Here is a 23,358-nt window from a genome sequence, read left to right on the forward strand (position 1 = left end):
GACTAGGATGCGCGCCACCGCGCGCGCATCCCGACTGCCATAGCCGGGGGCAACTTCCCCTTTCCTTCGCCCTTCACGGGAAGGATGAGCCATGCTCAAATTCGTGCTGCGCCGCAGTCTTGTGATGCTGCTGACCGCGCTTTGCCTGACATTCATCGTCTTCTTCATGACGAACCTGGCCCCCAACCTTGAAAAGCTGGCGAAATCCGAGGCTTCGGCGCGGATGTCGGATGACGAGGTGGCCAGCTGGCTGGAGAAGAACGGCTTTGGCCAGCCGCTGCTGGTGCGCTATGGCGAATGGCTGGGCGTGCTGCCCGGCTGGACGGTGACGGAAAACGGCGAAACCCGGGGCCGCTGCATCGCCTCGCCCGCCAGCGCCGCCGATGCGCCCGCCTTCTGCGGGGTGTTGCAGGGCGACTGGGGCACCTCGACGGTGTTCAAGGATTCCGTTGGCTCGATCCTGTCGCGCAGCCTGGGGGCGACGGCCTGGCTGATGCTGTGGGTGATGATCGTGATGGTTCCCACCTCGCTGCTGCTGGGCGTGCTTTCCGGCATGCGCGAAGGCTCAAAGCTGGACCGCGTGCTGTCCACCGTCGCCATCGCATCCACCGCCACGCCGGAATATGTGTCGGGCGTGATCCTTGTGGTGATCTTTGCCAGCGCCACGGCGGGCCTTTCGCCCCTGCTGTTCGAATGGGGGCTGATTTCCAGCAAGACACTGTTCCTTGGCACCGCCACATCGGCCATGGATGGCATCACCTTCTGGAATTTCGCGCTGCCCGTGCTGACCATCGCGCTTTACGGCATCGGCTATATCGCCCGCATGACCCGCGCCTCGATGACCGAGGTGATGGTGCAGCAATATATCCGCACCGCCCGGCTGAAGGGCGTCAGCTTCCGCCAGGTCGTCATCCGCCACGCCCTGCGCAACGCGCTGATCGCCCCCTTCACCGTCATCATGCTGCAATTCCCCTGGCTGTTGAACGGCGTGGTGATCGTGGAAACCCTGTTCAACTACAAGGGCTTCGGCTGGACACTGGTGCAGGCCGCCGGCAACAACGACATTGAATTGCTGCTGGGCTGCTCGGTGGTCGCCGTCTTTGTCGTGCTGGTCACGCAGCTGATGTCCGACATCGGCTATGTCTTCCTGAACCCCCGCATCCGTCTGGCCTAAGGAGAAACCGATGAGTGATCTTCTGACCTGGACCGGCGCCGCGGGCCCCGTGCTGAACCCGCTGCTGCTGGCGCTGGTGGCCTTGCTGCTGCTGGCATGGGTGCTGCAATTCATGCTGTCGCTGTTCGCCAGCGGCGATACGGCGGTGGTGCTGGCCGATGGCACGCTGGCCGCCCGGCGCGGCCCGGCCGATCTGTTGGGCATGGCCGCGCGCTGGCTGCTGCTGGGGGTGCTGGCCGTGGTGCTGGCCTATCTGGTGCTGGGCCTCGTGCTGCCGGGCAAACCCGCCAAGGGCATCATCGGCGCCATGTCGGCGCAGTTCTGGCCGGTCTGGCTGGCGCTGATCGTGACCTTCGCGGTATCGCTGCGATTCAAGCGCAAGTTGGGCCTTTACGGCAAGCTCTTTGACAGCCCGGTCGGCATGGTTGGCTTTGGCATCGTGCTGTTCTGGATCTTCACCGCGATCTTTGCCGACATCATCATCACCCATGACCCGCTGGCACAGCTGTCCGGCCTGAAAAACAAGGTGCCCGGCACGCCAGTGCCCGGCGAGGACAACAGCTATTACCTGCTGGGCGGCGATTCACTGGCCCGCGACGTGTTTTCCCGCATGGTGATGGGCGCGCGCCGGGTGCTGGCCATCGCCCCCGCCGCCACAGCCTTTGCCTTCATGGTGGGCATCACCCTGGGCCTGCCTGCGGGCTATTTCGGCGGGCGGCTGGATACGTTTCTGTCCTTCATCGCCAATCTCGTCCTGGCCTTCCCGGTGATCCTGCTGTTCTACCTGCTGGTCACGCCCGAGATTCGCGTCACCGGCATCCCGATCATTCTGGCCGCCGCCCTGTTCATCTTTCCGGTGATCTTCTTCTGCGTCCTGTGGAACAGCCGCTATTTCACCGACCCGAAGAAACGCAACATCTATGTCGGCCTGACACTTGTGATCGGCCTCTGGGCCTATTCCGGCCTTGCCTTCAACGCCGATCCGTTGGGCGTCTGGTCAATGGACCCAAACCTGCTGAACGTCTTCGTGTCAGTGGTGTTCGTGAACGCCCCAACCGTGTTCCGCATCGTGCGCGGCATCGTGCTGGATCTGAAGGCGCGTGATTATGTCGCGGCCGGCCAGACCCGTGGCGAAGGCCCTTGGTACATCATGCTGTGGGAAATCCTGCCCAACGCGCGCGGCCCGCTGATCGTCGATTTCTGCCTGCGCATCGGCTACACCACGATCCTCTTGGGCACGCTTGGCTTCTTCGGCCTCGGCGTTTCCCCTGAATCCCCCGACTGGGGCAGCACGATCGACGATGGCCGCCGGTTGCTGTCGGTCTTCCCCCACCCTGCCATCGTGCCCGCCCTCGCGCTGATGAGCCTCGTTCTCGGCCTCAACCTCCTTGCCGACGGGCTGCGCGAAGAAAGCCTGAAGGATTGATGCCCGCCCCTTTTCTGCATTTTCTGTCTCTAAATATCCCACGGGGGGTCCGGGGGGCGTGAAGCCCCCCGGCTCTGCCCCAGCCACGGAGCGCCGCATGACCGACTGGGACAACACCAAACCCATTCTGGAAATCGAGAACCTCTCGATCTCCTTCTTCACCCGCCTGCGCGAAATCCCGGCTGTCATGGATTTCTCCTGCACCGTCATGCCGGGCGAGGCGATGGGGCTGGTGGGCGAATCCGGGTGCGGCAAATCCACCGTGGCGCTGGCGGTGATGCGCGATCTGGGCAAGAACGGCCGAATCGTCGGCGGCTCGATCAAGTTCAAGGGCCGCGACCTGACCAACATGTCTGAGCCTGAACTGCGCAAGCTGCGCGGCTCGGAAATCGCCATGATCTATCAGGAACCCATGGCCAGCCTAAACCCGGCGATGAAGATCGGCGCGCAACTGGCCGAGGTGCCGATGATTCATCAGGGCATGCCACGCGATCAGGCGCTGGCGTTGGCCCGCCAGATCGTCGCCGATGTGCGCCTGCCCGACCCTGACCGCATATTGCAGGCCTATCCGCACCAGCTTTCCGGCGGGCAGCAGCAGCGCATCGTCATCGCCATGGCGCTGATGTCGAAACCCGCGCTGCTGATTCTCGATGAACCCACCACCGCGCTGGATGTGACGGTCGAGGCGGGCATCGTCGATCTGGTCAAGGATCTGGGCGAGAAATACGGCACCTCGATGCTGTTCATTTCCCACAACCTTGGCCTCGTGCTGGATGTCTGCGACCGCCTGTGTGTGATGTATTCCGGCGAGGCGGTGGAAACCGGCAATGTGGCGCAGGTGTTCGACGACATGCGCCACCCCTATACACAGGCGCTGTTCCGGTCGATTCCGCTGCCCGGGGCAGATAAAACCTCGCGCCCGCTGGTGGCTATCCCCGGCAACTTTCCCCTGCCGCATGAACGGCCCAAGGGTTGCAACTTTGGCCCGCGCTGCGAATATTTCACCGACGGGCGCTGCAACGCGGGTGACATTCCCATGGTCCCCGCCCCCGGCGACCGCCACGCCACGCGCTGCATCCGTTCGACCGAGATCGACTGGAACGCCCCGATCCGCATCGGCAAGGCGGTGCAGAAAACGCCCGTGGGCGACGTGGTGCTGCGGATGGAGGATCTGCGGAAATATTACAACGTGTCCTCCGGAAGCTTCGGCGGCGGCGTGTCGAAAGTGGTGAAGGCCAACGAAACGCTCAGCTTCGAGGCGCGCGAGGGCGAGACGCTGGCCATCGTGGGCGAATCCGGCTGCGGCAAATCCACCTTCGCCAAGGTGCTGATGGGGCTTGAAACCGCGACATCAGGCAAGATTTTCCTGTATAATCAGGATATTCAGGATACGCCCATCGAAAAGCGGTCCACCGATACCGTCAGTTCGGTGCAGATGGTGTTCCAGAACCCGTTTGACACGCTGAACCCCTCGATGAACGTGGGCCGCCAGATCATCCGCGCGCTGGAGATTTTCAACGAGGGCAAATCCGACGCTGATCGCCATGCGCGCATGCTGGAACTGCTGGACCTGGTGAAACTGCCGCGCGCCTTTGCCGAACGGATGCCGCGCCAGTTGTCTGGCGGGCAGAAACAGCGCGTGGGCATCGCGCGCGCCTTTGCGGGCGGCGCCAAGATCGTGGTGGCAGACGAGCCGGTGTCGGCGCTGGATGTGTCGGTGCAGGCCGCCGTGACCGACCTGCTGATGGAGATCCAGCGCAAGAACCGCACGACGCTGCTGTTCATCAGCCACGATCTTTCCATCGTGCGCTACCTGTCCGACCGGGTGATGGTGATGTATCTGGGTCATGTGGTCGAACTGGGCACCACAGATCAGGTGTTCAGCCCGCCCTACCACCCCTATACCGAGGCGCTGCTGTCAGCCGTGCCCATCGCTGACACCCGGGTGAAGAAAAAGCGCATCGTGCTGGAAGGCGATATTCCGTCGGCCATGAACCCGCCGCCCGGCTGCCCGTTCCAGACCCGCTGCCGCTGGAAATCGCAGGTTCCGGGCGGGCTTTGTGACCGTGAAATGCCGCCGGTGGTCACGCTGGCCGCAGGGCATCAGATCAAATGCCACCTGTCGGCCGAGGTGCTGAACGGCATGGAGCCGGTGATCACCATCGCGGCGGAATGACAAAGGGGGCCAGTGGCCCCCGAACGTCTTTGAAACGTGGCAGATGTCGTGGCCCGCGCCTATTCCGCCGGGTGCTTTTTCAGATCATCCTTGCGTAGCGCGCGCTCGTGCAGCCTGACCGCAGCATAGCCAAGCGCCAGAACCGCCAGCGGTGTATAGACAAAGGCGAGCAAAAACCCTTGGTCTTCCATCGTCAGTCAAGCCTCCGCAGTATCCGTCTTGCCAGTAAATGTAGGGCAACCGCCACCAAAAACCAACCCCCGATGCCGAACCCGACGACCAGCGATGGCACAACGCTGCGAAAATTGCCGATATTGTAAAGCCAGGCGGCCAGCGGCGTCGCTATCCCCACTGTGAAACAGGCGGTCGAGGCGCGGTCCAGCGCGTTGGCCAACAGCTTTGTCTGCTCGTTGCGCACCATGGGCACGCCTCAGTAGTTGCCCTTGCCCGTGTGCTTCCTGAGCCGCGACGGGGTTGAAAAATGCCGCCCCTTGAACGGGTTCTTGTCGCCCTGCCCGCGCAACGTCAGCCGGATCGGCGTGCCCGGCATGTCGAAATGTTCGCGCAGGCCGTTCACCAGATAGCGTTTGTAGCTGTCGGGCATCTGTTCGGGAGCCGAACACATCACGATGAAGCCCGGAGGCCGGGTTTTCACCTGCGTCATGTAGCGCAGCTTGATGCGGCGGCCACCGGGTGCGGGCGGCGGGTGCGATTCGACCATAGCGCCCAGCCAGGTGTTCAGCCGCGCCGTGGGAACGCGGCGGTTCCACACGTCATGCGCCTTCAGCACGGCATCATGCAGCCGGTCCAGCCCCTTGCCGGTCTTGGCCGAAACCGTGACCATCGGCGCCCCGCGCAACTGCGGCAGCAGGCGTTCGAACATCTCGCGCAATGCCGCCAGCTTTTCCTGCTTTTCGTCCTCCAGATCCCATTTGTTGACGGCGATCACCACCGCCCGGCCTTCGGTCTCGGCAAAGTCGGCGATACGCAGATCCTGCGTCTCGAACGGAATCTCGGCATCCAGCAGCACCACCACCACCTCGGCAAAGCGCACGGCGCGGATGCCGTCGGACACCGACAGTTTTTCCAGCTTGTCGGTGATGCGGGCCTTCTTGCGCATGCCCGCCGTGTCAAAGATGCGCATCGGCGTGCCCATCCATTCGGCCTTGACCGAGATGGCATCGCGGGTGATGCCCGCCTCGGGGCCGGTCAGCAGCCGGTCATAGCCCAGTATCTTGTTGATAAGCGTCGATTTTCCGGCATTGGGCCGCCCGATGACGGCGATCTGCAACGGCTTTTCCAGCGTGGGCTTGTGCGCATCGGCGTCGGCCTCAACCTCGGCCTCTTCCTCGGTCACATCCACATCTACAATGGGCGCATCCGCCTCGGCCCGTTCGCGGAAGCCTTCGCCGATCGGGCGCAGGATGTGGTAAAGGTCGTCCATCCCTTCGCCATGTTCCGCCGACAGGCGAACGGGTTCGCCCAGCCCCAGGCTGTAAGCCTCAATCGCGCCTGAATCGCCTGCCTTGCCCTCGGCCTTGTTCACACCCAGGATCACTTGGGCGTTCTTCTTGCGCAGGATGTCGGCGAACACCTCATCCGTGGGGGTCACGCCCACCCGCCCGTCGATCAGGAACAGGCAGACATCGGCCATATCCACCGCGCGTTCGGTCAGGCGGCGCATGCGGCCTTGCAGGCTGTCATCGGTCACTTCCTCCAGCCCCGCCGTGTCGATCACGGTGAAGCGCAGGTCGAACAGCTTGGCATCCCCCTCGCGCAGGTCGCGCGTCACGCCGGGCTGGTCATCCACCAGCGCCAGCTTGCGGCCCACAAGCCGGTTGAACAGGGTCGATTTGCCCACATTGGGGCGTCCGACGATGGCGAGGGTAAAGCTCATTCGGGCCCTCCGGGGGCATAGTCTGCGGATCAGCCTGTGGCCTTACACCCGCAAAGCGTCAACGGAAAGCGTGAAGTTGCCCGTTGCCGCCCACGACATACAGCACCCCGCCCGCCAGCGCCGGGGCCGAGGCCGCACCGCCGGGAATGTCGGCGCTGGCCACCAGACTGCCATCCAGCGGGCTGAACAGCCGCAGCGCGCCATCCGACGACACGACGGCAATGCGCCCGCCCGCCAGAACCGGGCCGTAATGGGCAAAGATCGCTTTGCGCTGGCGGGCCTTTTCCTTGGTGAAATAGGGCATCTCCACCGCCCAGATCACCGCACCCGTGGCCGCATCCAGCCGCACCAGACGTGCCTCGTCAGACACCAGGAACACCGAGTCGCCCACCGGCAGCACCGGGCCATAGGCGCCCTCGGTGGCTGACCACAGCTGATCACCCGAGGCGGTATCCAGCGCCACGGTGCGCCCGGCCTGATTGCCCACATAGGTCACGCCCCCTGCCACCACGGGGTCGCCGGTGATGTCGCTGATGGCGTTATAGGCCCGGCCGAGCCGCTCGCCCGCCACATGCGCCGTCCACAGCCGCGTGCCGCCCAGTTTCAGCGCAGCCACAACCTCGCCGCTGGCAAAGGGGAACAGCACCGCCTGCGGTGTCACAGCGGGCCCCGCAGCGCCGATCATGCCCGCCGCCGCCGGGCTGGCGGGCAGATGCCAGCGCAGCCTGCCACTGTCAGCCTCGACCGCCCATGCGGAACTGTCGCGCGCCACCACATAAACCACGCCATCCGCCACTGTGGGGGCACCCGCCACCGGCGCGCCCAACCGTTGCCGCCAGATCACGCCGCCGGTCGCAGGGTCCAGCGCCAGCAATTCGCCGTAGCCGGTGGTGGCATAGATGCGCCCCTCGCCAAAGGCCAGCCCGCCACCCGAAATGCCGCCGCCCCGGTCAGTTTCCGGTGTCAGATCGGCCAACCACAACGGCTGCCCGCTGGCTGACGTGGCCGCCATTCGGGTGGCCGAGTCGATGGTAAAGATGCGGCCCTCGGCCACCACGGGCGCGGCGGCGATGCGGTTGCGCCGGGTGTTGCCCGCGCCGATATTGGCCGACCAGACGCGCGCGGGCTGCGCATTCAGCGCGCCATGCGGGGCCAGGTGCTGCGCGTTGCCTGCCCGGTGCGTCCAGGCCGCATTGGCGGTGGCGGCGGGCAGCGCGATCGGCTGGCTGACATTCACCACCAGATTGGTGCTGTCGGTGGGGGTGGGCGTCTCTTCGGTGGGCACGCTGGCCTCCAAGGGCGCGCGCACGTCGAACCGTTCGCCCGGCAGGATCAGTTCGCGTTCGGCGCAGGCCCCCAGCAGCGCCATCAGCGCCAGACCTGTCACCGCCGTGTTGCGCGTTCTGCTGATCATCACCCTGCCCTGCCTGTCCTGTCCGGTTGCGCCGTCTGGCCGCTGCGTGCCCTGCGGCACGCCACGCGGCCTAGCCTGCCTCGGCCTCGCCACCCAGGGCGACAATCATCTGTTGCGCACGCTGACGCAAGCCCGCCGGTGCCTCCTGATCCTGCGTCAGTGTGCGCAGGACGGTGATGGCGGCATCGGTGTTGCCCGCCTCGATCTCAAGATAGGCCAGCTGTTCCAGCGCCATGGTGCGGAACGCCCGCCCGGGTGCTGAAATGGATTCCAGCGCGGCCCGGCGTTCGGCCACCGGGATGCCGTCCTGCGGCAAGCTATTGGCCACCCAGCGCAGCAGGGCCAGATCGCGGTAGGCCTGCGAAACATCGGGGTTGGTGGAAACAGATTCCAGCGCGGTCTGTGCCGACGCGCGATCCTCGGCGGGGTCGCTGGCCAGCAGCAGTTGCAGGATGGCCGCGCGGGTGCCGTCTGCGGGCACGGCGGCCAGCGCATCACGCCGGGCGGCAGGGTTTTCCGCCTCAAGCGCGCCCAGCACGGCATCGCCGAACGCCTGCGACGCCGCACGGTCGCGCGCCTTTTGCCATTCGGTCCAGGCCGCACCGCCCACCACCAGCAGCACCAGCACGATGCCGATCCAGCCGTATTTGCGGAACACCGTGAACAGCTTTTCCCGGCGGACCTCTTCGGTCACTTCGTCGATGAAACTTTCGGGGTTGCTCAACAGGTTTCTCCCAGCTCGTTGCCCCCGTCTTACACGCAAGGCCAAGGGCTTGCCAAGCCCCGGGGCAATCAGGCTGGCGCTTAGGCGGCTTCGGGCGGGGCAGACGAAAGGGCGGTCACGCCGCCTCGGCCGCCTCATCCTCGCTGGATTGCCGCGCCCACATCGCGGCATAGCGCCCGCCACGGCCCAACAGCACCTCATGCGTGCCTTCCTCGACGATGCGGCCATCCTCCAGCACCACGATCCGGTCGGCATCGGCGATGGTGGACAGCCGGTGCGCGATGGTGATCACGGTGCGGCCCTGCCCCATTTCCTTCAGACTGTCCTGAATATCCCGCTCGGTCTGGGTGTCCAGCGCCGATGTCGCCTCGTCCAGCAGCAGGATCGGCGGGTTTTTCAAGAGGGTGCGCGCGATGCCCACCCGCTGCTTTTCCCCGCCCGACAGTTTCAGGCCGCGTTCGCCCACCGTGGTCTGATAGCCGTCCGGCAGGCCCATGATGAAATCATGGATCTTGGCCGCCCGCGCCGCCGCCACCACCTCGGCCTCGGTCGCTGCGGGACGGCCATAGGCGATGTTGTAGTGGATCGTGTCGTTGAACAGCACCGTGTCCTGCGGCACCACGCCGATCTGGGCGTGAAGGCTGTCCTGCGTGATGTCGCGGAGATCCTGCCCGTCGATCCTGACCGCGCCGCCGGTCACGTCGTAGAAGCGGAACAGCAGCCGCCCGATGGTCGATTTGCCCGAACCCGACGGGCCGACCAGTGCCACCGTCTCCCCCGCGCCCACGCGCAGGGTGATGCCCTTCAGGATCGGGCGCTCGGCATCATAATCGAAGCGCACATCGTCAAACAGCACCTCGCCGCCCGCCACCTTCAGCGCGGGCGCACCGGCTTTGTCAACGATTTCCGCAGGTTGTGCCAGCAGACCGAACATCTGCCCCATATCCACCAAGGCTTGCCGGATTTCACGATACACCGTGCCCAGAAAGCCCAGCGGCAGCGTGATCTGGATCATATAGGCGTTCACCATCACGAAATCGCCCACTGTCAGCGTGCCCCGCTGCACCCCCAGCGCCGCCATCACCATCACGATCACCAGCCCCGTGGTAATCAGGAAGGCCTGCCCCACGTTCAGCAGCGTCAGCGACAGACCCGTCTTCACCGCCGCCGTTTCATACCGCGCCATCGCCACGTCATAGCGCCCGGCCTCGCGCGTTTCGGCCCCGAAATATTTCACCGTTTCAAAGTTCAGCAGGCTGTCGATCGCCTTCTGGTTGGCATCATTGTCCTGATCGTTCATCTCGCGGCGGATCTTCACCCGCCACTCGGTGATCTTGAAGGTGAAGGTGACATACAGCGCGATGGTGATCACCACGACCAGCATGTATTCGATGCCGAACAGCAGCGCGAAAATCACCGACACCATGGTCAGTTCCAGGATCAGCGGGCCGATGGAAAACAGCATGAAGCGCAGCAGGAAATCGACACCCTTGACCCCGCGTTCAATGATGCGGGAAAGGCCGCCGGTCTTGCGGGTGATGTGATAGCGCATCGACAGGCGGTGGATATGGGTGAATGTCTCCAGCGCCAGCTTGCGCAACGCACGCTGCCCCACGGCCACGAAAATCGCATCGCGCAATTCGCCAAAGGCCACCGAGCTGAGCCGCGCCAGCCCGTAGGCCACCGTCACCCCCACGGCCCCCAGCGCCAGAATGGCCTGTTCCGACGGGGCCTCGCCCGCAAGCGCATCGACGGCGGCCTTGTAAAAGAACGGGGTAGCCACCGACACGATCTTGCCGATCACCAGCGCCAGCAGCGCCAGCACGACGCGGCGTTTCACCCAGCCCTCGCCGTCGGGCCACAGATAGGGCAGCACGCGGCGCATGGTGGCAAGGCCGCCCATCTCGGGTGTCTCGGCGGGGGCGGGCGTGCTGGCATCGGTCATCTGGTGTCTCCTGCTGCGCCTTACCTAAGGCGCAGCGGGCGGAATGGCCAGAGGCGGGCAAGAAGATCCGGCCCGTGATGCGGCGCAAAGCGCGTGACGGCGGGCCTACTCGGCTGGTTCCGGTATGGCGAAAACCTGGCCCGGATAGATCAGGTCAGGGTTGCGGATGGCCTCGCGGTTGGCCTCGTAGACCTGCACATACAGAAAGCCGTTGCCAAAGCGTTCCTGCGCGATGCCCCACAACGTGTAACCCGGCTGCACGGTGACAGAGACCGGGCCCGGCTGCGGTGGCGGGGCGGCAGCGGCGACAGCGGTTTCGGGGGCGGCGGCAGCAGGGGCCGCCTCGGCCTGGGCCACTGGCGGCGGTGGGGTGGGTTCGGGCGCGGCGGGCGGGGCCGGATCGGGCGCAGGCTGCGCTGCGGGGGCGGGTTCAGGAGCGGCTTCTGCCGCGGGCGCGGGCTCTGCCACGGGCGCGGGCGTAGGCTCTGCCACGGGCGCGGCCGCGGGTGCGGCAACCGGCTGCGGCTGGGGGGCAAGTTCAGGTGCCTCGGACGGCGCGGGCGGAGGAGCGGCTGGCGTTTCAGCGACGGGTTCTGGCGCGGGTTCTGGCGCAGGATCGGGCACAGCTTCCGGCACGGGATCAGGTTCGACAGCCGCCAACCGTTCGGGCGGCGGCGCCTGCCCCGAGGCCTGGGCCAAAGCCTCCAGCGTTTCGCGCTGGAACGGCGTCTCGAACCGCGATGTCACGGTGCCTTCGGCATCAAGCTGGTCGGCGCGCAGGGTGTAAAGCCCCGGCTCCACCGCAGGCAATTCGCTGGCCCAGCCACCGTCGCCCGCCACCTGCACCGTCAGCATTTCGGCATTGTCCAGATACAGGCGCACAAAGGCCGCCGCCTGCCCCTTGCCCGCCAACAGCACCGCCCCGTCCGGGGAATAGGTGATCGTGTCGATTGACACATTGGCCAGCAGTTCGGCAGGCACATCGCCCGCCGGTTGCAGCACTTTTGCGCCCTCGTCAGTCAGAAGGATGGCGGCGGGGGCCGCGGCCACGGGTTCCGGCACGGGTGCGGGTTCTGGCGCGGGTTCCGGCTCCGCCACGGGCACGTTTTCCGCCACGGTCTCGGGCTGCGGCGCGGGTTCCGGCGCGGGCGCGGGCTCCGGTTCTGGCGCGGGCTCCGGTTCTGGCGCGGGCTCGGCTGGGGCTTCGGCAAGCACCATCGGCGTGGGCGCGATCACCACGGATTCCACCGAAGGGATGCTGCTGCCGTCCGCCAGCGCCATCAGCAGCGTCACCACCCGCGGGCTGCTGCTGGGCGGCAGGGTGAACTGCGCCACGAACTTGCCCTGCCCATCGGCGGGCGATGACGCCACCTCGGCCCCGTCCACCAGCACGCCCACCCCGGCCCCGGCCAGCGCACGGCCCGCGACCAGGGCAGACCCGTCCGCCTCGACCCGCACCAGATCAAAGGCGGGCGGGACGGGCGCGGGGGCAGGATCTGGCTCGGGGGCAGGCTCTGGCACGGGCTCTGCTGCCGGGGCCTCTGCCACGGCTTCCGGCGCGGGGGCGGAAGCCTCGGGCGCGGGCTCGGGCAGATTGGCCACAGATGCAGGGGCCACCACCGGTTCCGGCTGGTTGGCCGACCAGATCGTCCAGCCCAGCACAGCCACCGCCGCCGCACCACCTGCCAGAGCGGCGGCGCGCGCCCCCGCCCCCATTGCCTTGCCGTCAGCCATTCATCTTCCCCTTTGCGGTGCCTTTTTGCGGCCCCTGCTTGTCCTTGTTACAAGAACCCCATTATCAAGGGGAAAGGCAACTATTTTCAGGTATTCCCATGACCCTGCTCCGTTCTGTCTGTGTCTTCTGCGGCTCACGTCCGGGGCTTCGCCCGGCCTATGTGCGCGATGCGGCAGAAACCGGCGCGCTGATAGCGGCGCAGGGCTGGCGGCTGGTCTATGGCGCGGGCGACGTGGGACTGATGGGCGAGGTGGCACGCGCGGCCATGGCGGCGGGCGGGCGCACGATGGGCGTCATCCCCACGCATCTGTTGGCCCGCGAACAGGGCAAGCGCGACCTGGGCCAGCTGGTCATCACCGAGGACATGCATGAGCGCAAGAAGGTGATGTTCATGAACTGCGATGCCATCGTGGTGCTGCCCGGCGGCATCGGCAGTCTGGACGAGTTTTTCGAGGTGCTGACATGGCGGCAGATCGGCCTGCATGCCAAACCGATCATCCTGCTGGATACCGATGGCTATTGGCAGCCGCTGCTGGCGCTGCTGCGCCATGTGATTGCCGAAGGCTTTGCCGAGGATACGGTGCTGGGCTATTTCAGCGTGGCCGCAGATGTGCCCGCGCTGCGCACGGCCCTGCGCGCCGCGCTGTCCTGAGAGCGGAGCCGTGGACAGCCCCGGCCCCAAGATCAGGACAGTTCAACCACCGTGATCTCGGGCGGGGAACCGAAACGCACCGGCAGGACCGAACAGCCAAGCCCGCCCGACACCACCAGATCGCGCCCGCCCTCGGCGACATGGCCATAGGCAAAGCGGTTGCCATAGGCCGATGGCACAACCGGGGCCCAGCCGAACAGCCGGATCTGCCCGCCATGGGTGTGGCCTGACAGTTGCAGCGCCACCGGCGGGGCGGCCGCAAAGATATCGGGCTCATGTGCCAGCAGGATCACCGGGGCATCATCCGTCACCTGCGCCAGCGTGGCGGGCAGGTCATCCACCCCGCCACCGCCGTAACCCCGCAGGAAAGCCATCTGCGACCCCAGCCCCGCCAACCAGAAGGCGCCCGCGCCTGCGGCGATCCTGACCGCGCGGTTTTCCAGCACCGGCAGGCCCGCCGCCTGCATCGCGGCTTCGGTCAGGGTCGGCCCGGCGCGGCGCGACTGTGCGGCGCGGTCATCCCACCAGTCATGGTTGCCCTGCACCGCCCAGACACCCAAAGGGGCCACAAGCCCCGCCAGCAACGGGGCCACCGTTTCAATCGGCACCACACCGGACTGAAAGCGGTGGCTGGCGCGGTAGTCGCCCATCAGCACGATGATGTCGCCCTGCAAGGCATTGGCACGGCTGACAATATCCGCCACACGCGCCAACCCCATCTGCGGAAAGGCCGCATGCAGGTCGGCCAGCATCACGATGCGCAGCTTTTGCCCGCGCGGCCAGCCCGCCGGTTGCAGCCGCCATGTCTTTACCCGCAGCCGCCATACAGGCTCCGCCCACAACCCCCAGACCGCAGCCAAAAGGCCTGCCAGGGATATCCCCAGCAGACCTTGCAGCACCTTGCGGCGCGGGATCATGTCAGAGGCGCGAGGCCACGTTTTCCCAGTTCACCAGCTTGTCGAGGAAGTTGGTCAGATAGGCCGGGCGCTTGTTGCGGAAGTCGATGTAATAGGAATGTTCCCACACATCGCAGCCCAGCAGGGCGGTCTGGCCAAAGCACAGCGGGTTCACGCCGTTTTCGGTCTTGGTGACTTTCAGCGCGCCATCGGCATCCTTCACCAGCCAGGCCCAGCCCGAACCGAACTGCCCTGCACCAGCGGCGGCGAAGTCTTCCTTGAACTTGGCGACGGAACCAAAGGATTCGGTCAGCGCAGATTCCAGCTCGCCCGGCATCGCAGCACCGTTCGGCCCCATCATTTCCCAGAACTGGGCGTGGTTCCAGTGCTGGCTGGCGTTGTTGAAGATGCCGTTCTGCGCCACGGCGGTCTTGTTGTAGGTGCCGACGATGATCTCTTCCACCGTCTTGCCTTCCCACTCGGTCCCCGCAATCAGCTTGTTGCCGTTGTCGACATAGGCCTTGTGGTGGATGTCATGGTGGTATTCCAGCGTTTCCTTGGACATGCCGAGGGCGGCAAGCGCATCATGGGCATAGGGAAGATCGGGAAGGGTGAAGGCCATGGGTCAGATCCTTTGAAAAGGCTTGCGGGACGCCGCCTATAAGAGGTTATCATCCACCAACGTCAAGGGGCGGGTTGGGTTCCACGCACGCTTTGCCTGCGGCGCTACAACTTGCAGGTGCCGCGCCCCTCGAAAATATCTTCAAAGCCCGAGGGTCGGGCCGACAGCATGAAAGATTTCAATCCCTTCAGGTAAACGGCGCGATAGCTCATCTGCGTCACCTGTCCGGTGCCGTTTCGCAGGGTCACGCGCCATGACACCGTCAGCCGCTTGGCATCGGCCTGCACGATCTTTGCCGGAATGGGTTTGCCATGCACATGATGGACAATCGCATCATAGACGATCGCCTCGCCCGTCGCCGCGTCATGCGAAATGATGACCTGCGGCGACAGATAGCCGCCACCCGCGTTGCTTTCGGCAATCGCGCATTGATAGATCACCGGCTCCGCAGCAGCGGCACCTGCGCCAAAAAGGCAGGCAAGCACGGCAAGGATTCGGGTCATGGCGTTCTCCATCGCAATGTGGCCCAGTAAGCCCGGCCTGGGGCGGTGCGTCACGTTGCCACGACAGGCGGGCGGCTCAAAGACCCTGTCAGGCCTGACTGGCGGCACATGTCATGCAAAGACCAAACGGCAAAGCCGGTTCAGCCCAGTTCCGACCCGCGCTGTGCGGAATGGCTCAGCAATCCCATGACATAGCCCGCGACAGAGCGGAAGCTGACCAGCGTATAGCCGTCACCCTCGCGCCAGAAGGCGGCGGCGACCTGTGCGGCGCGGGTGCGGCGCAATTCGTCGGGGGCCAGTGCTGCCAGATCGACGGGGCACAGCTTTGTCAGCACCTGATCGGCCCGAGGCCCGGTGATGCGGAACACCGCGCGGGCATCCGACACATCCACCGCCAGATGATGCACGCCGTCCAATGCAGCGGCAATCCGTTGCAGCGCGGCAGCGGCATCGGCATAGGGCAGGATCAGCAGCAGTTCGTCGGGCGACATCCAGCCCACGGCACGCTGGCCATCCATGATGATGCGGCGCTGTGCGGGCAGGCCCAGCCCCACCGCCGCCTGCACGGCTGCGGGGCAGGCGGGATGATCCAGCGCACAGCGCAGGCTGATCATGCCCAAGGGGCCGATTTCCTGCACCCGGGCGAAACCGTCAAACACCGCGCCGCCAAGGGCGCTTTGCGGCATGTGGCTTGCGTCAAACATTCTGCCTGGCCCCGTCCTTGTCATAAAACACCTGATCGACGATCTTTGCCTTGACCGATCCGCCACCCACCTTGGGAAATTCCACCGTCTCGCCCATCCGGCTGGCGCCGTGCCGCACCAGCCCCATGGCAATGCCGCGTTTCAGCGTGGGGGAATAATAGGTGGACGTCACGCGGCCTTCGGTATTGCGCTGGCCATTGGCGTTGGTGCCCTCGGTCACGGCATAGGCCCCGTCGGGGATCACCGATCCGTCCAGCGTTTCCAGCCCCACCAATGTCCAGCGGTCGGGGCTGGCGAGGAAGGCGCGTTCCTGCCCCCGCTTGCCCAGATAATCGGCCTTCTTCTTCGAGATCGCCCAGCCCAGGTTCAGATCCTGCGGTATCACCGTGCCATCGGTTTCATCGCCAATCATGATGAAGCCCTTTTCGGCCCGCAGCACATGCAGCGCCTCGGTGCCGTAGGGCATCACGCCAAACTCGGCCCCCGCCGCGACGCAGGTCTGCCAGAACGCCAGCCCCTCGCTGGCCGGAATCGCCACCTCATAGCTGAGTTCACCTGAAAAGCTGATCCGGTAAACCCGCGCGCGGAAGCCACCCAACGTGCCATCGGCCCAGGTCATGAACGGCAGCGCGTCTTTCGACACATCCATCCCGCCCAGCTTTTCCAACAGCTTGCGCGCGTTCGGGCCAACCACCGCCACCTGCGCATATTGTTCGGTGACATTGGCGGTATAGACCTGCCAATCCCACCATTCGCATTGCAGCCAGTCTTCCATATGCGCGTGAATCCGGTCAGCCCCGCCGGTGGTGGTGTGGACAAGGAACGTGTTGGCATCAATCCGCGCCACCACGCCGTCATCCATCAGGAAACCGGATTCCGAACACATCAACCCATAGCGGCATTTGCCCACCGCCAGATTGCTCATCACCCCGGTATACAGCATGTCAAGGAATTTGCCGGCATCCGGCCCCTTGACCACGATCTTGCCAAGGGTCGAGGCATCCAGCAGCCCCAGCGCGTTGCGGGTGTTCGTCACCTCACGCTCCACCGCCTGCGCATGAGATTCGCCCGCGCGGGCAAAGCAATAGGGCCGACGCCACAGGCCCACGGGTTCAAAATAGGCACCCTGCGCCTCGTGCCAGCCATGCATCGGCGTTTTCCGCAGCGGCTGGAAAATCTCGCCCCGCGCCTCGCCGGCCAGTGCACCCAGTGTCACCGGCGTATAGGGCGGGCGGAAGGTGGTGGTGCCAACCTGCGGGATATCTGTGTTCAGCGCCCCGGCCAGCACGGCCAGCCCGTTGATGTTGCTGAGTTTTCCTTGATCGGTCGCCATGCCCAGCGTGGTGTAGCGTTTGGTGTGTTCGACCGATTCATACCCTTCGCGCGCGGCAAGCTGCACGTCGGACACTTTCACATCATTCTGATAATCCAGCCACATCTTTGCCTTCAGTGCAGGCGCGGCCCCCTGCGGCATGATCCAGACCGGGGCCATGGGGGATTCGTCGGCGGCAATGGCCTCGGGGGCCGCAGCACCCGCCTGCCCCACAGCGGCCAGCCCTGCGGCATGGCCGTCGGCCAGACAATCGCCCGCCAGCAGCGCGCCGTTGGCCGCACCGGCGGCGATCACCATGGCGCTGCCGTCATCGGTGGTCGGCGGGCGTGTGGCATCGGGGCGGAAATGCGCGTTCGCGGCATCCCATGTCAGCTTGCCGCCGCAATGGCTCCACAGATGCACGACGGGCGACCAGCCGCCCGACATGGCCACAGCCTCACAGGCTACCTCTTCCAGCACCGCGCCCTCACCGGCCTGGGCACAAAGCGCCACGCCGGTCACGCGCTTGCCGCCCTTGACCTTGGCAATCGCCTTGCCGGTTTCCACCCGTATCCCCAGCGCGCGGGCCTGCATCGGCAGCGCGCCATTGGCCTGCGCGCGCGCATCGACGATCACCGGCACCACCAGCCCCGCCTGATGCAGCGCAATCGCCGTGCGGTAGGCGTCGTCGTTGTTCGTCACCACCACCGTGCGGTCGCCGGGCGATATGGCGAAGTTCACCACATAATCGCGCACCGCAGCCGCCAGCATCACGCCGGGTATGTCATTGCCCGCAAAAGACAAAGGCCGCTCGATCGCCCCCGTGGCGGTAATGATCCTGCCCGCCCGGATGCGCCAGAGCCGGTGTTTGGGCCGCCCGTCGCCGGGGGTGTGATCGGCCACTCTCTCATCTGCCAGCACATAGCCATGGTCATAGACCCCTGCCCCGCAGCAACGCAGGCGCAGGGTCACATTCTCCATCCGTTCAAGGGCTTGAACGGCGTTCTTCACCCATTCATCCGCAGACTGGCCGTCCACCGTCACGCCATCCACCGGGGCACGCCCGCCCCAATGCGCGGTCTGTTCCAGCAGCATCACCCGTGCACCGGATTGCCCGGCCACCAAAGCCGCTTGCAAGCCCGCAATCCCGCCGCCCACCACCAGCACATCGGCAAAGGCATAGGCCTGTTCATAGCGATCCGCGTCGCGGTCTTTCGGCGCTTTGCCCAGACCGGCGGATTGCCGCACGATCGGTTCGAACACATGTTTCCAGAAGGCGCGCGGGTGAATGAAGGTCTTGTAATAGAAGCCGGCGGGCAGCAGTTTGGCCGCGTAATTGTTCAGGATGCCGATGTCGAAATCGAGGCTGGGCCAGTGGTTCTGGCTGCCCGCCTCCAGCCCTTCGAACAGTTCCGTCGTGGTGGCGCGCTGGTTCGGCTCCAGCCGCGCGCCTGCGCCCAGATTGACCAGCGCGTTCGGCTCTTCCGGCCCGGCAGCCACCACGCCGCGCGGGCGGTGGTATTTGAAGCTGCGGCCCACCAGCATCTGGTCATTGGCCAGCAGGGCGGCGGCCAGCGTGTCACCGGCAAAACCGCCCATCCGCTTGCCGTTGAAGGTGAATTCATGGGCCGTCGAACGGTCGATCAGACGGCCACCGGAGGCAAGACGTGTGGTCATTTGTAACCTTCCCAGCCGGGGCGTTTGGCGGTGATCTTGGCAATGATATCGGCGGGCGGCTCGCCCAGCTGTGCGGGATAGGTGCCGAACACCTCCAGCGTCACAGTGCAGCGCGCAGCCAGAAACCACTTGCCGCAGCCATAGGCATGCCGCCAGCGCTCAAAATGCACGCCCTTGGGGTTCTTGCGCGCGAACATGTAGGATTCGAAATCATCGTCCGACGAGCCGGGGCCAAAGCGTTTCAAATGCGCCTCGTATCCGGGGGTGAGTTCGGTTTCCTCGGCTTTGACGCCGCAGTAGGGGCATTCAAGGGTTAGCATTGTGGTGCTCCTCTTGCGTTTTTTGCCAATTCCTTAAGGAAATCTGGCGTCTTAAGCTTGACCGCTTCTGCGTCTGACCAAGTGACATAGACCGCAAACGTATCGTCTGCGGGATCGTATTCAAAACCCAACGTATTGCATGCCCAAGTCAAAGGTTTTGCTTGCTCAGGACCGGATTTCAAATGTTTCCAAATAGACTGGTAGCTGTAGTTCTTGTCAGCCATTTGCTCTGCAATGAGAGGCGTGACTTTGGTGGTCAATACCGCCATCAATGCGCCACCTCCGCCAACACCGATTCAGCAATGAACCGCCCTTCGCGGAACCGCTCGATTTCGAACGCCGCCACCCAGTCAGAACTGGAAATACACCGATGCTCTTGGCGCGGGGTTGTCCGACAGCCCGCCCGAGGTGATCGCCATGGCCATGCCTGCCGCGACAAGCTGCAATGCCGCGCCAAAGACGAAACCGGCGATGGCGGGGGCGCGGCGTTGCAGGCTGGCGGCGGTGGGCAGGAGGTCGGCAAGGCGGCGGCGCATGGGCGGCTCTCCGTGGCTGGGTGCAGCACAGATAGGCCGCCGCAGCGCCCGCGCAAAGTGACAAGCCTGTCAGTGTGCTGCGGCATCGGCATCAATGCGCCACCCCCGCCGCCACGGATTCGTCGATGAACCGCCCCTCGCGGAACCGTTCCATGCCGAATTCGGCAGCCAGCGGCCCCGGCTCGCCCTTGGCCATCAGTTCGGCCATCGCCCAGCCCGACCCGGGAATGGCCTTGAACCCGCCGGTGCCCCAGCCGCAGTTGATGAAGCAATTGCCCAGCGGGGTTTTCGACAGGATGGGGGATCGGTCGCCGGTCATGTCCACGATGCCGCCCCACTGGCGCAGCATTTTCAGCCGGGAAATCATCGGGAAGGTTTCGACCAGCGCGCGCAGCGTTTCCTCGATATGGTGGAACGACCCGCGCTGGGTGTAGTTGTTGAACCCGTCGGTGCCGCCGCCGATCACCATCTCGCCCTTGTCGGACTGGCTCATGTAGCCATGCACGGTGTTGGCCATGACGACCACATCCATGCAGGGCTTGATCGGCTCGGATACCAGCGCCTGAAGCGCCACAGCCTCGACCGGCAGACGGAAGCCAGCCATTTCGGCCACCTGCCCCGAATGGCCTGCCACCACGATGCCCAGCTTCTTGCAACCGATGAAGCCTTTGGTCGTCTCCACCCCCGTCACCTGGCCGCCTTCCGACCGCACGCCCTTCACCTCGCATTGCTGGATGATGTGCATGCCCATGGCCGAACAGGCGCGCGCATAGCCCCAGGCCACGGCATCATGCCGCGCCGTGCCGCCGCGCGCCTGATAAAGCGCGCCCAGCACCGGGTAACGCGGCCCGTCGATGTTGATGATCGGCACCAGTTCCTTCACCCGCTGCGGCCCGATGTATTCGGTCGTCACCCCTTGCAGCATGTTGGCATGCACGGTGCGCAGATAACCGCGCACCTCGTGATGCGTCTGGGCCAGCATCAACAGGCCCCGGGGGCTGAACATGATGTTGTAGTTCAGTTCCTGGCTCAGCGTCTCATACAGGCTGCGCGCCTTTTCATAAAGCGCGGCCGAGGGGTCTTGCAGATAGTTCGACCGGATGATCGTGGTGTTGCGCCCGGTGTTGCCGCCGCCCAGCCAGCCCTTTTCGATCACTGCCACATTGGTGATGCCGAAATTCTTGCCCAGATAATAGGCGGTCGCAAGACCATGCCCCCCGGCCCCCACGATGACCACATCATAGCTGGCGCGCGGCGCGGGCGAGGCCCAGGCCTTTTCCCAGCCGGTGTGGTGGCGCAAGGCCTCACGCGCGATGGCGAATACCGAATAGCGTTTCATCTGCCGACTCCCCGTGGCGGGTCTGACCTGTCTTCTGGAACGGGACACCGAATTCGCCCCCGCCGCAAGCGGCACTCTGGGGCGAAATGCGACATCGGCCTGCGACGCTTTTGCGCCATGCGCCACGCGTGGCCCTGTGCCAGCCTTTTGCACGGCGCGGGGACGCTTTTGCGCCATGCGCCACGCGTGGCCCTGCACCAGCCTTTTGCGCGGCGCGGGGACGCTTTTGCGGCATGGCGGCGGGATGCGACCGATTGGGGGCTTTTGCCCGGGGCTGGCAGGGCTTACATGGGGCAAGGCAAAGGGGGCGGCATGGGCGTGGTAGTGTTCTGGGGCGTGGCGGGGGCGGTGACGCTGGCGGTGGCGTTGGTGCTGCTGGCGGCGTTGCGGCGTGGCGGGCAACCCGATGATACGGCAGCGCAGGACATGCGCGTTTACCGCGATCAGCTGGCCGAGGTGGACCGCGATCTGGCGCGCGGCATCATCGCCGCAGACGAGGCCGGCCGCCTGCGCGCCGAAGTGTCGCGCCGGGTGCTGGAGGCTGACCGCGCGGCACAACGGGGCGGCCCGGCGGCCCTTGGCGGGCGCGGCTTGCCGCTGGCTGCCGGGCTGATGCTGGTGGTGCTGGGCGCTGCGGTCTGGGGCTATGCGCGGCTGGGCGCGCCCGGCTATCCCGACATGCCCATGGCCGCCCGCATCGCGCAGGCCGAGGTGTTGCGCACCAACCGGCCCGCACAGGCCGAGGCTGAGGCTTCGATGCCCGCATCCGTGTCGCCAGACGCCGACCCCGCCTTTCTGGATCTGATGGAAAAGCTGCGCGGCGCCGTGGCCAGCCGCCCGGGCGACCTGCAAGGCCAGGAACTGCTGGCCCGGAACGAAGCGCAACTGGGCCGCTTTTCCGAGGCTGCCGCCGCGCAGGCGCAGGTAATCGCGCTGAAGGCCCCGGGTGACAGCGCCGCCGACCATGCCGCACTGGCCGAACTTCTGATCCTGGCCGCCGGGGGCTATGTGTCGCCCGAGGCCGAGTCTGCGCTGACCGAGGCGTTGCGGCGCGATCCGCAGGACGGGCTGGCGCGGTATTATTCCGGCCTGATGCTGGCGCAGACCGGGCGGCCCGACCTGGCCTTTCAGATCTGGCGCGGGCTGCTGGAAAGCTCGGGGCCTGACGCGCCCTGGCTGCCTGCGCTGCGCGCGCAGATCGGCGACATGGCGCGGCGCGCAGGCGTCGATTACGCGCTGCCCGACACCGCGCTGCCCGGCCCTTCGGCGGCGGATGTCGAGGCTGCGGCAGATATGACGGACGCCGACCGGCAGGCGATGATCGAAGGCATGGTGGCGCAATTGTCCGACCGGCTGGCGACCGAAGGCGGGCCTGCCGCCGACTGGGCGCGGCTGATCGCGGCTTATGGCGTATTGGGCCAGACCGACCGCGCCGCCGCCATCTATGCCGAGGCGCAGGGCCGGTTTCAGGGCCGCACCGCCGATCTGGCGGCGTTGCAGTCTGCGGCGGAACAGGCCGGAGTCACCGAAGATGCCGGGTTGGCCGAATGAACATCCATGACCGGGTGGAGGATTTCGTGACCGCCCTGCCCCGGCATGGCGCGCTGGCGGGGCTGGATTTTGGCGAAAAGACCATCGGCGTGGCTGTGTCGGACGGGCTGCGCAATGTGGCGACCCCGCTTTTGACCATCCGCCGGGTGAAATTCACCGAAGATGCCGCACACCTGTTGGCGCTGATCGCGCAGCGCGGGCTGGCGGGGCTGATCCTGGGCCTGCCGCGCAACATGGACGGATCGGAAGGCCCGCGCGCCCAGGCCACCCGCGCCTTTGCCCGCAATCTGGCGCGGCTGACGCCCTTGCCCATCGGGTTCTGGGATGAACGCCTGTCCACCGTGGCCGCCGAAAGGGCGCTTCTGGAGGCGGATACGTCACGCAAACGCCGCAAAGAGGTGATCGACCATGTGGCCGCCGGGTATATCCTGCAAGGAGTGCTGGACCGGATGGGCCATATGCGCCGGGAGACCGAAGGTTGAAGGACACCGACCCGTTGAAAGATGACCTGTGGGAACGCGACGAGATCGCCTCGCCCTGCGTGAAGCTGTGCGTGATCCACCCCGAAGAGCGCATCTGCGTGGGGTGCTTCCGCACCATCGACGAAATCGCCGTCTGGTCGCAACTGGCGCGTGAGGCCCGGGCCGAGATCATGGAAGACCTGCCCTCGCGCGCGCCGCGTCTGGCAAAACGCCGCGGCGGCCGGGCCGGGCGGCTGGATCACTGAAACAGGTGTGACCTGCCCGGTGCATGAG

The 23,358-nt window shown here is 65.7% G+C and carries 23 protein-coding genes; 7 read left to right on the plus strand and 16 right to left on the minus strand.

Annotated features, from left to right (window positions below):
• Positions 1 to 91 precede the first annotated feature (91 nt).
• The 3 genes from GEU84_RS03255 (at position 92) to GEU84_RS03265 (ending at position 4,776) form a co-directional block, all read left to right on the plus strand.
• A complete protein-coding gene (locus GEU84_RS03255) occupies positions 92 to 1,174 on the plus strand; it encodes an ABC transporter permease (RefSeq protein WP_152824033.1) in 1,083 nt (360 codons plus the stop codon).
• A 10-nt stretch (positions 1,175 to 1,184) separates the two neighbouring features.
• On the plus strand, positions 1,185 to 2,600 hold the full coding sequence (locus GEU84_RS03260) for an ABC transporter permease (RefSeq protein ID WP_152824034.1): 1,416 nt from the start codon (positions 1,185 to 1,187) through the stop codon (positions 2,598 to 2,600).
• 97 nt (positions 2,601 to 2,697) lie between these two features.
• Positions 2,698 to 4,776, plus strand: a complete 2,079-nt coding sequence (locus GEU84_RS03265; protein WP_152824035.1) for a dipeptide ABC transporter ATP-binding protein — start codon at positions 2,698 to 2,700, stop codon at positions 4,774 to 4,776.
• A 59-nt stretch (positions 4,777 to 4,835) separates the two neighbouring features.
• Here GEU84_RS03265 and GEU84_RS21305 read toward each other — a convergent pair whose 3' ends face one another.
• The 7 genes from GEU84_RS21305 to GEU84_RS20950 all read right to left on the minus strand — a co-directional run bounded on the left by GEU84_RS21305 (position 4,836) and on the right by GEU84_RS20950 (position 12,490).
• Complete coding sequence (locus GEU84_RS21305) at positions 4,836 to 4,967, minus strand: hypothetical protein (protein ID WP_277604798.1); 132 nt, start codon at positions 4,965 to 4,967, stop codon at positions 4,836 to 4,838.
• A gap of 2 nt (positions 4,968 to 4,969) precedes the next feature.
• The gene (locus GEU84_RS03270; RefSeq protein WP_152824036.1) at positions 4,970 to 5,197 is read right to left on the minus strand and encodes a hypothetical protein; all 228 of its coding nucleotides are present in this window, start codon (positions 5,195 to 5,197) and stop codon (positions 4,970 to 4,972) included.
• A gap of 9 nt (positions 5,198 to 5,206) precedes the next feature.
• Entirely contained in the window at positions 5,207 to 6,673 is a 1,467-nt protein-coding gene (gene der, locus GEU84_RS03275; protein WP_152824037.1) for a ribosome biogenesis GTPase Der, read from the minus strand.
• Between the two features lie 58 nt (positions 6,674 to 6,731).
• On the minus strand, positions 6,732 to 8,087 hold the full coding sequence (locus tag GEU84_RS03280; protein ID WP_152824038.1) for a PQQ-like beta-propeller repeat protein: 1,356 nt from the start codon (positions 8,085 to 8,087) through the stop codon (positions 6,732 to 6,734).
• A gap of 70 nt (positions 8,088 to 8,157) precedes the next feature.
• Entirely contained in the window at positions 8,158 to 8,811 is a 654-nt protein-coding gene (locus GEU84_RS03285; protein WP_152824039.1) for a tetratricopeptide repeat protein, read from the minus strand.
• A 115-nt stretch (positions 8,812 to 8,926) separates the two neighbouring features.
• A complete protein-coding gene (locus GEU84_RS03290) occupies positions 8,927 to 10,756 on the minus strand; it encodes an ABCB family ABC transporter ATP-binding protein/permease (RefSeq protein ID WP_152824040.1) in 1,830 nt (609 codons plus the stop codon).
• 105 nt (positions 10,757 to 10,861) lie between these two features.
• A complete protein-coding gene (locus tag GEU84_RS20950; protein ID WP_241427556.1) occupies positions 10,862 to 12,490 on the minus strand; it encodes a LysM peptidoglycan-binding domain-containing protein in 1,629 nt (542 codons plus the stop codon).
• A 98-nt stretch (positions 12,491 to 12,588) separates the two neighbouring features.
• On the opposite strand from GEU84_RS20950, the gene GEU84_RS03300 reads away from it, so the two are divergent.
• Complete coding sequence (locus GEU84_RS03300; protein WP_152824041.1) at positions 12,589 to 13,143, plus strand: LOG family protein; 555 nt, start codon at positions 12,589 to 12,591, stop codon at positions 13,141 to 13,143.
• A gap of 32 nt (positions 13,144 to 13,175) precedes the next feature.
• Here the strand turns inward: GEU84_RS03300 and GEU84_RS03305 are convergent, their stop codons facing one another.
• From GEU84_RS03305 to GEU84_RS03345, 9 genes are all read right to left on the minus strand, one after another.
• Complete coding sequence (locus GEU84_RS03305; RefSeq protein WP_152824042.1) at positions 13,176 to 14,060, minus strand: metallophosphoesterase; 885 nt, start codon at positions 14,058 to 14,060, stop codon at positions 13,176 to 13,178.
• Position 14,061: 1 nt separating this feature from the next.
• Positions 14,062 to 14,661, minus strand: a complete 600-nt coding sequence (locus GEU84_RS03310; protein ID WP_152824043.1) for a superoxide dismutase — start codon at positions 14,659 to 14,661, stop codon at positions 14,062 to 14,064.
• 104 nt (positions 14,662 to 14,765) lie between these two features.
• Complete coding sequence (locus GEU84_RS03315; RefSeq protein WP_152824044.1) at positions 14,766 to 15,164, minus strand: hypothetical protein; 399 nt, start codon at positions 15,162 to 15,164, stop codon at positions 14,766 to 14,768.
• A 140-nt stretch (positions 15,165 to 15,304) separates the two neighbouring features.
• Positions 15,305 to 15,868, minus strand: coding sequence for a sarcosine oxidase subunit gamma (locus tag GEU84_RS03320; protein WP_420899261.1), 564 nt, complete (start codon positions 15,866 to 15,868; stop codon positions 15,305 to 15,307).
• Positions 15,861 to 18,857: a sarcosine oxidase subunit alpha family protein gene (locus GEU84_RS03325; RefSeq protein ID WP_152824045.1), complete on the minus strand. Its 2,997-nt coding sequence runs from the start codon at positions 18,855 to 18,857 to the stop codon at positions 15,861 to 15,863. The genes GEU84_RS03320 and GEU84_RS03325 overlap by 8 nt, the downstream gene beginning before the upstream one ends.
• Entirely contained in the window at positions 18,854 to 19,177 is a 324-nt protein-coding gene (locus GEU84_RS03330; RefSeq protein ID WP_152824046.1) for a sarcosine oxidase subunit delta, read from the minus strand. Before GEU84_RS03330 ends, GEU84_RS03325 begins: the two co-directional genes overlap by 4 nt.
• Positions 19,171 to 19,446 carry a hypothetical protein gene (locus GEU84_RS03335; protein WP_152824047.1) on the minus strand — a complete coding sequence of 92 codons (276 nt, stop codon included), beginning with the start codon at positions 19,444 to 19,446 and terminating at the stop codon, positions 19,171 to 19,173. Before GEU84_RS03335 ends, GEU84_RS03330 begins: the two co-directional genes overlap by 7 nt.
• A gap of 81 nt (positions 19,447 to 19,527) precedes the next feature.
• Complete coding sequence (locus GEU84_RS03340; protein WP_152824048.1) at positions 19,528 to 19,713, minus strand: hypothetical protein; 186 nt, start codon at positions 19,711 to 19,713, stop codon at positions 19,528 to 19,530.
• Between the two features lie 91 nt (positions 19,714 to 19,804).
• On the minus strand, positions 19,805 to 21,052 hold the full coding sequence (locus GEU84_RS03345; protein ID WP_152824049.1) for a sarcosine oxidase subunit beta family protein: 1,248 nt from the start codon (positions 21,050 to 21,052) through the stop codon (positions 19,805 to 19,807).
• A 312-nt stretch (positions 21,053 to 21,364) separates the two neighbouring features.
• Between GEU84_RS03345 and ccmI the strand changes: the two genes are divergently transcribed.
• From ccmI to GEU84_RS03360, 3 genes are read left to right on the plus strand one after another with little or no spacing between them, the layout of a single operon-like run.
• On the plus strand, positions 21,365 to 22,603 hold the full coding sequence (ccmI, locus tag GEU84_RS03350; RefSeq protein WP_152824050.1) for a c-type cytochrome biogenesis protein CcmI: 1,239 nt from the start codon (positions 21,365 to 21,367) through the stop codon (positions 22,601 to 22,603).
• A complete protein-coding gene (gene ruvX / locus GEU84_RS03355) occupies positions 22,600 to 23,085 on the plus strand; it encodes a Holliday junction resolvase RuvX (protein ID WP_152824051.1) in 486 nt (161 codons plus the stop codon). The genes ccmI and ruvX overlap by 4 nt, the downstream gene beginning before the upstream one ends.
• A 14-nt stretch (positions 23,086 to 23,099) precedes the next feature.
• The gene (locus GEU84_RS03360; RefSeq protein WP_152824052.1) at positions 23,100 to 23,330 is read left to right on the plus strand and encodes a DUF1289 domain-containing protein; all 231 of its coding nucleotides are present in this window, start codon (positions 23,100 to 23,102) and stop codon (positions 23,328 to 23,330) included.
• Positions 23,331 to 23,358 lie beyond the last annotated feature (28 nt).

Origin of the sequence: Fertoeibacter niger (assembly GCF_009380135.2) — a bacterium.
In the GTDB taxonomy this organism is placed as follows: domain Bacteria; phylum Pseudomonadota; class Alphaproteobacteria; order Rhodobacterales; family Rhodobacteraceae; genus Fertoeibacter; species Fertoeibacter niger.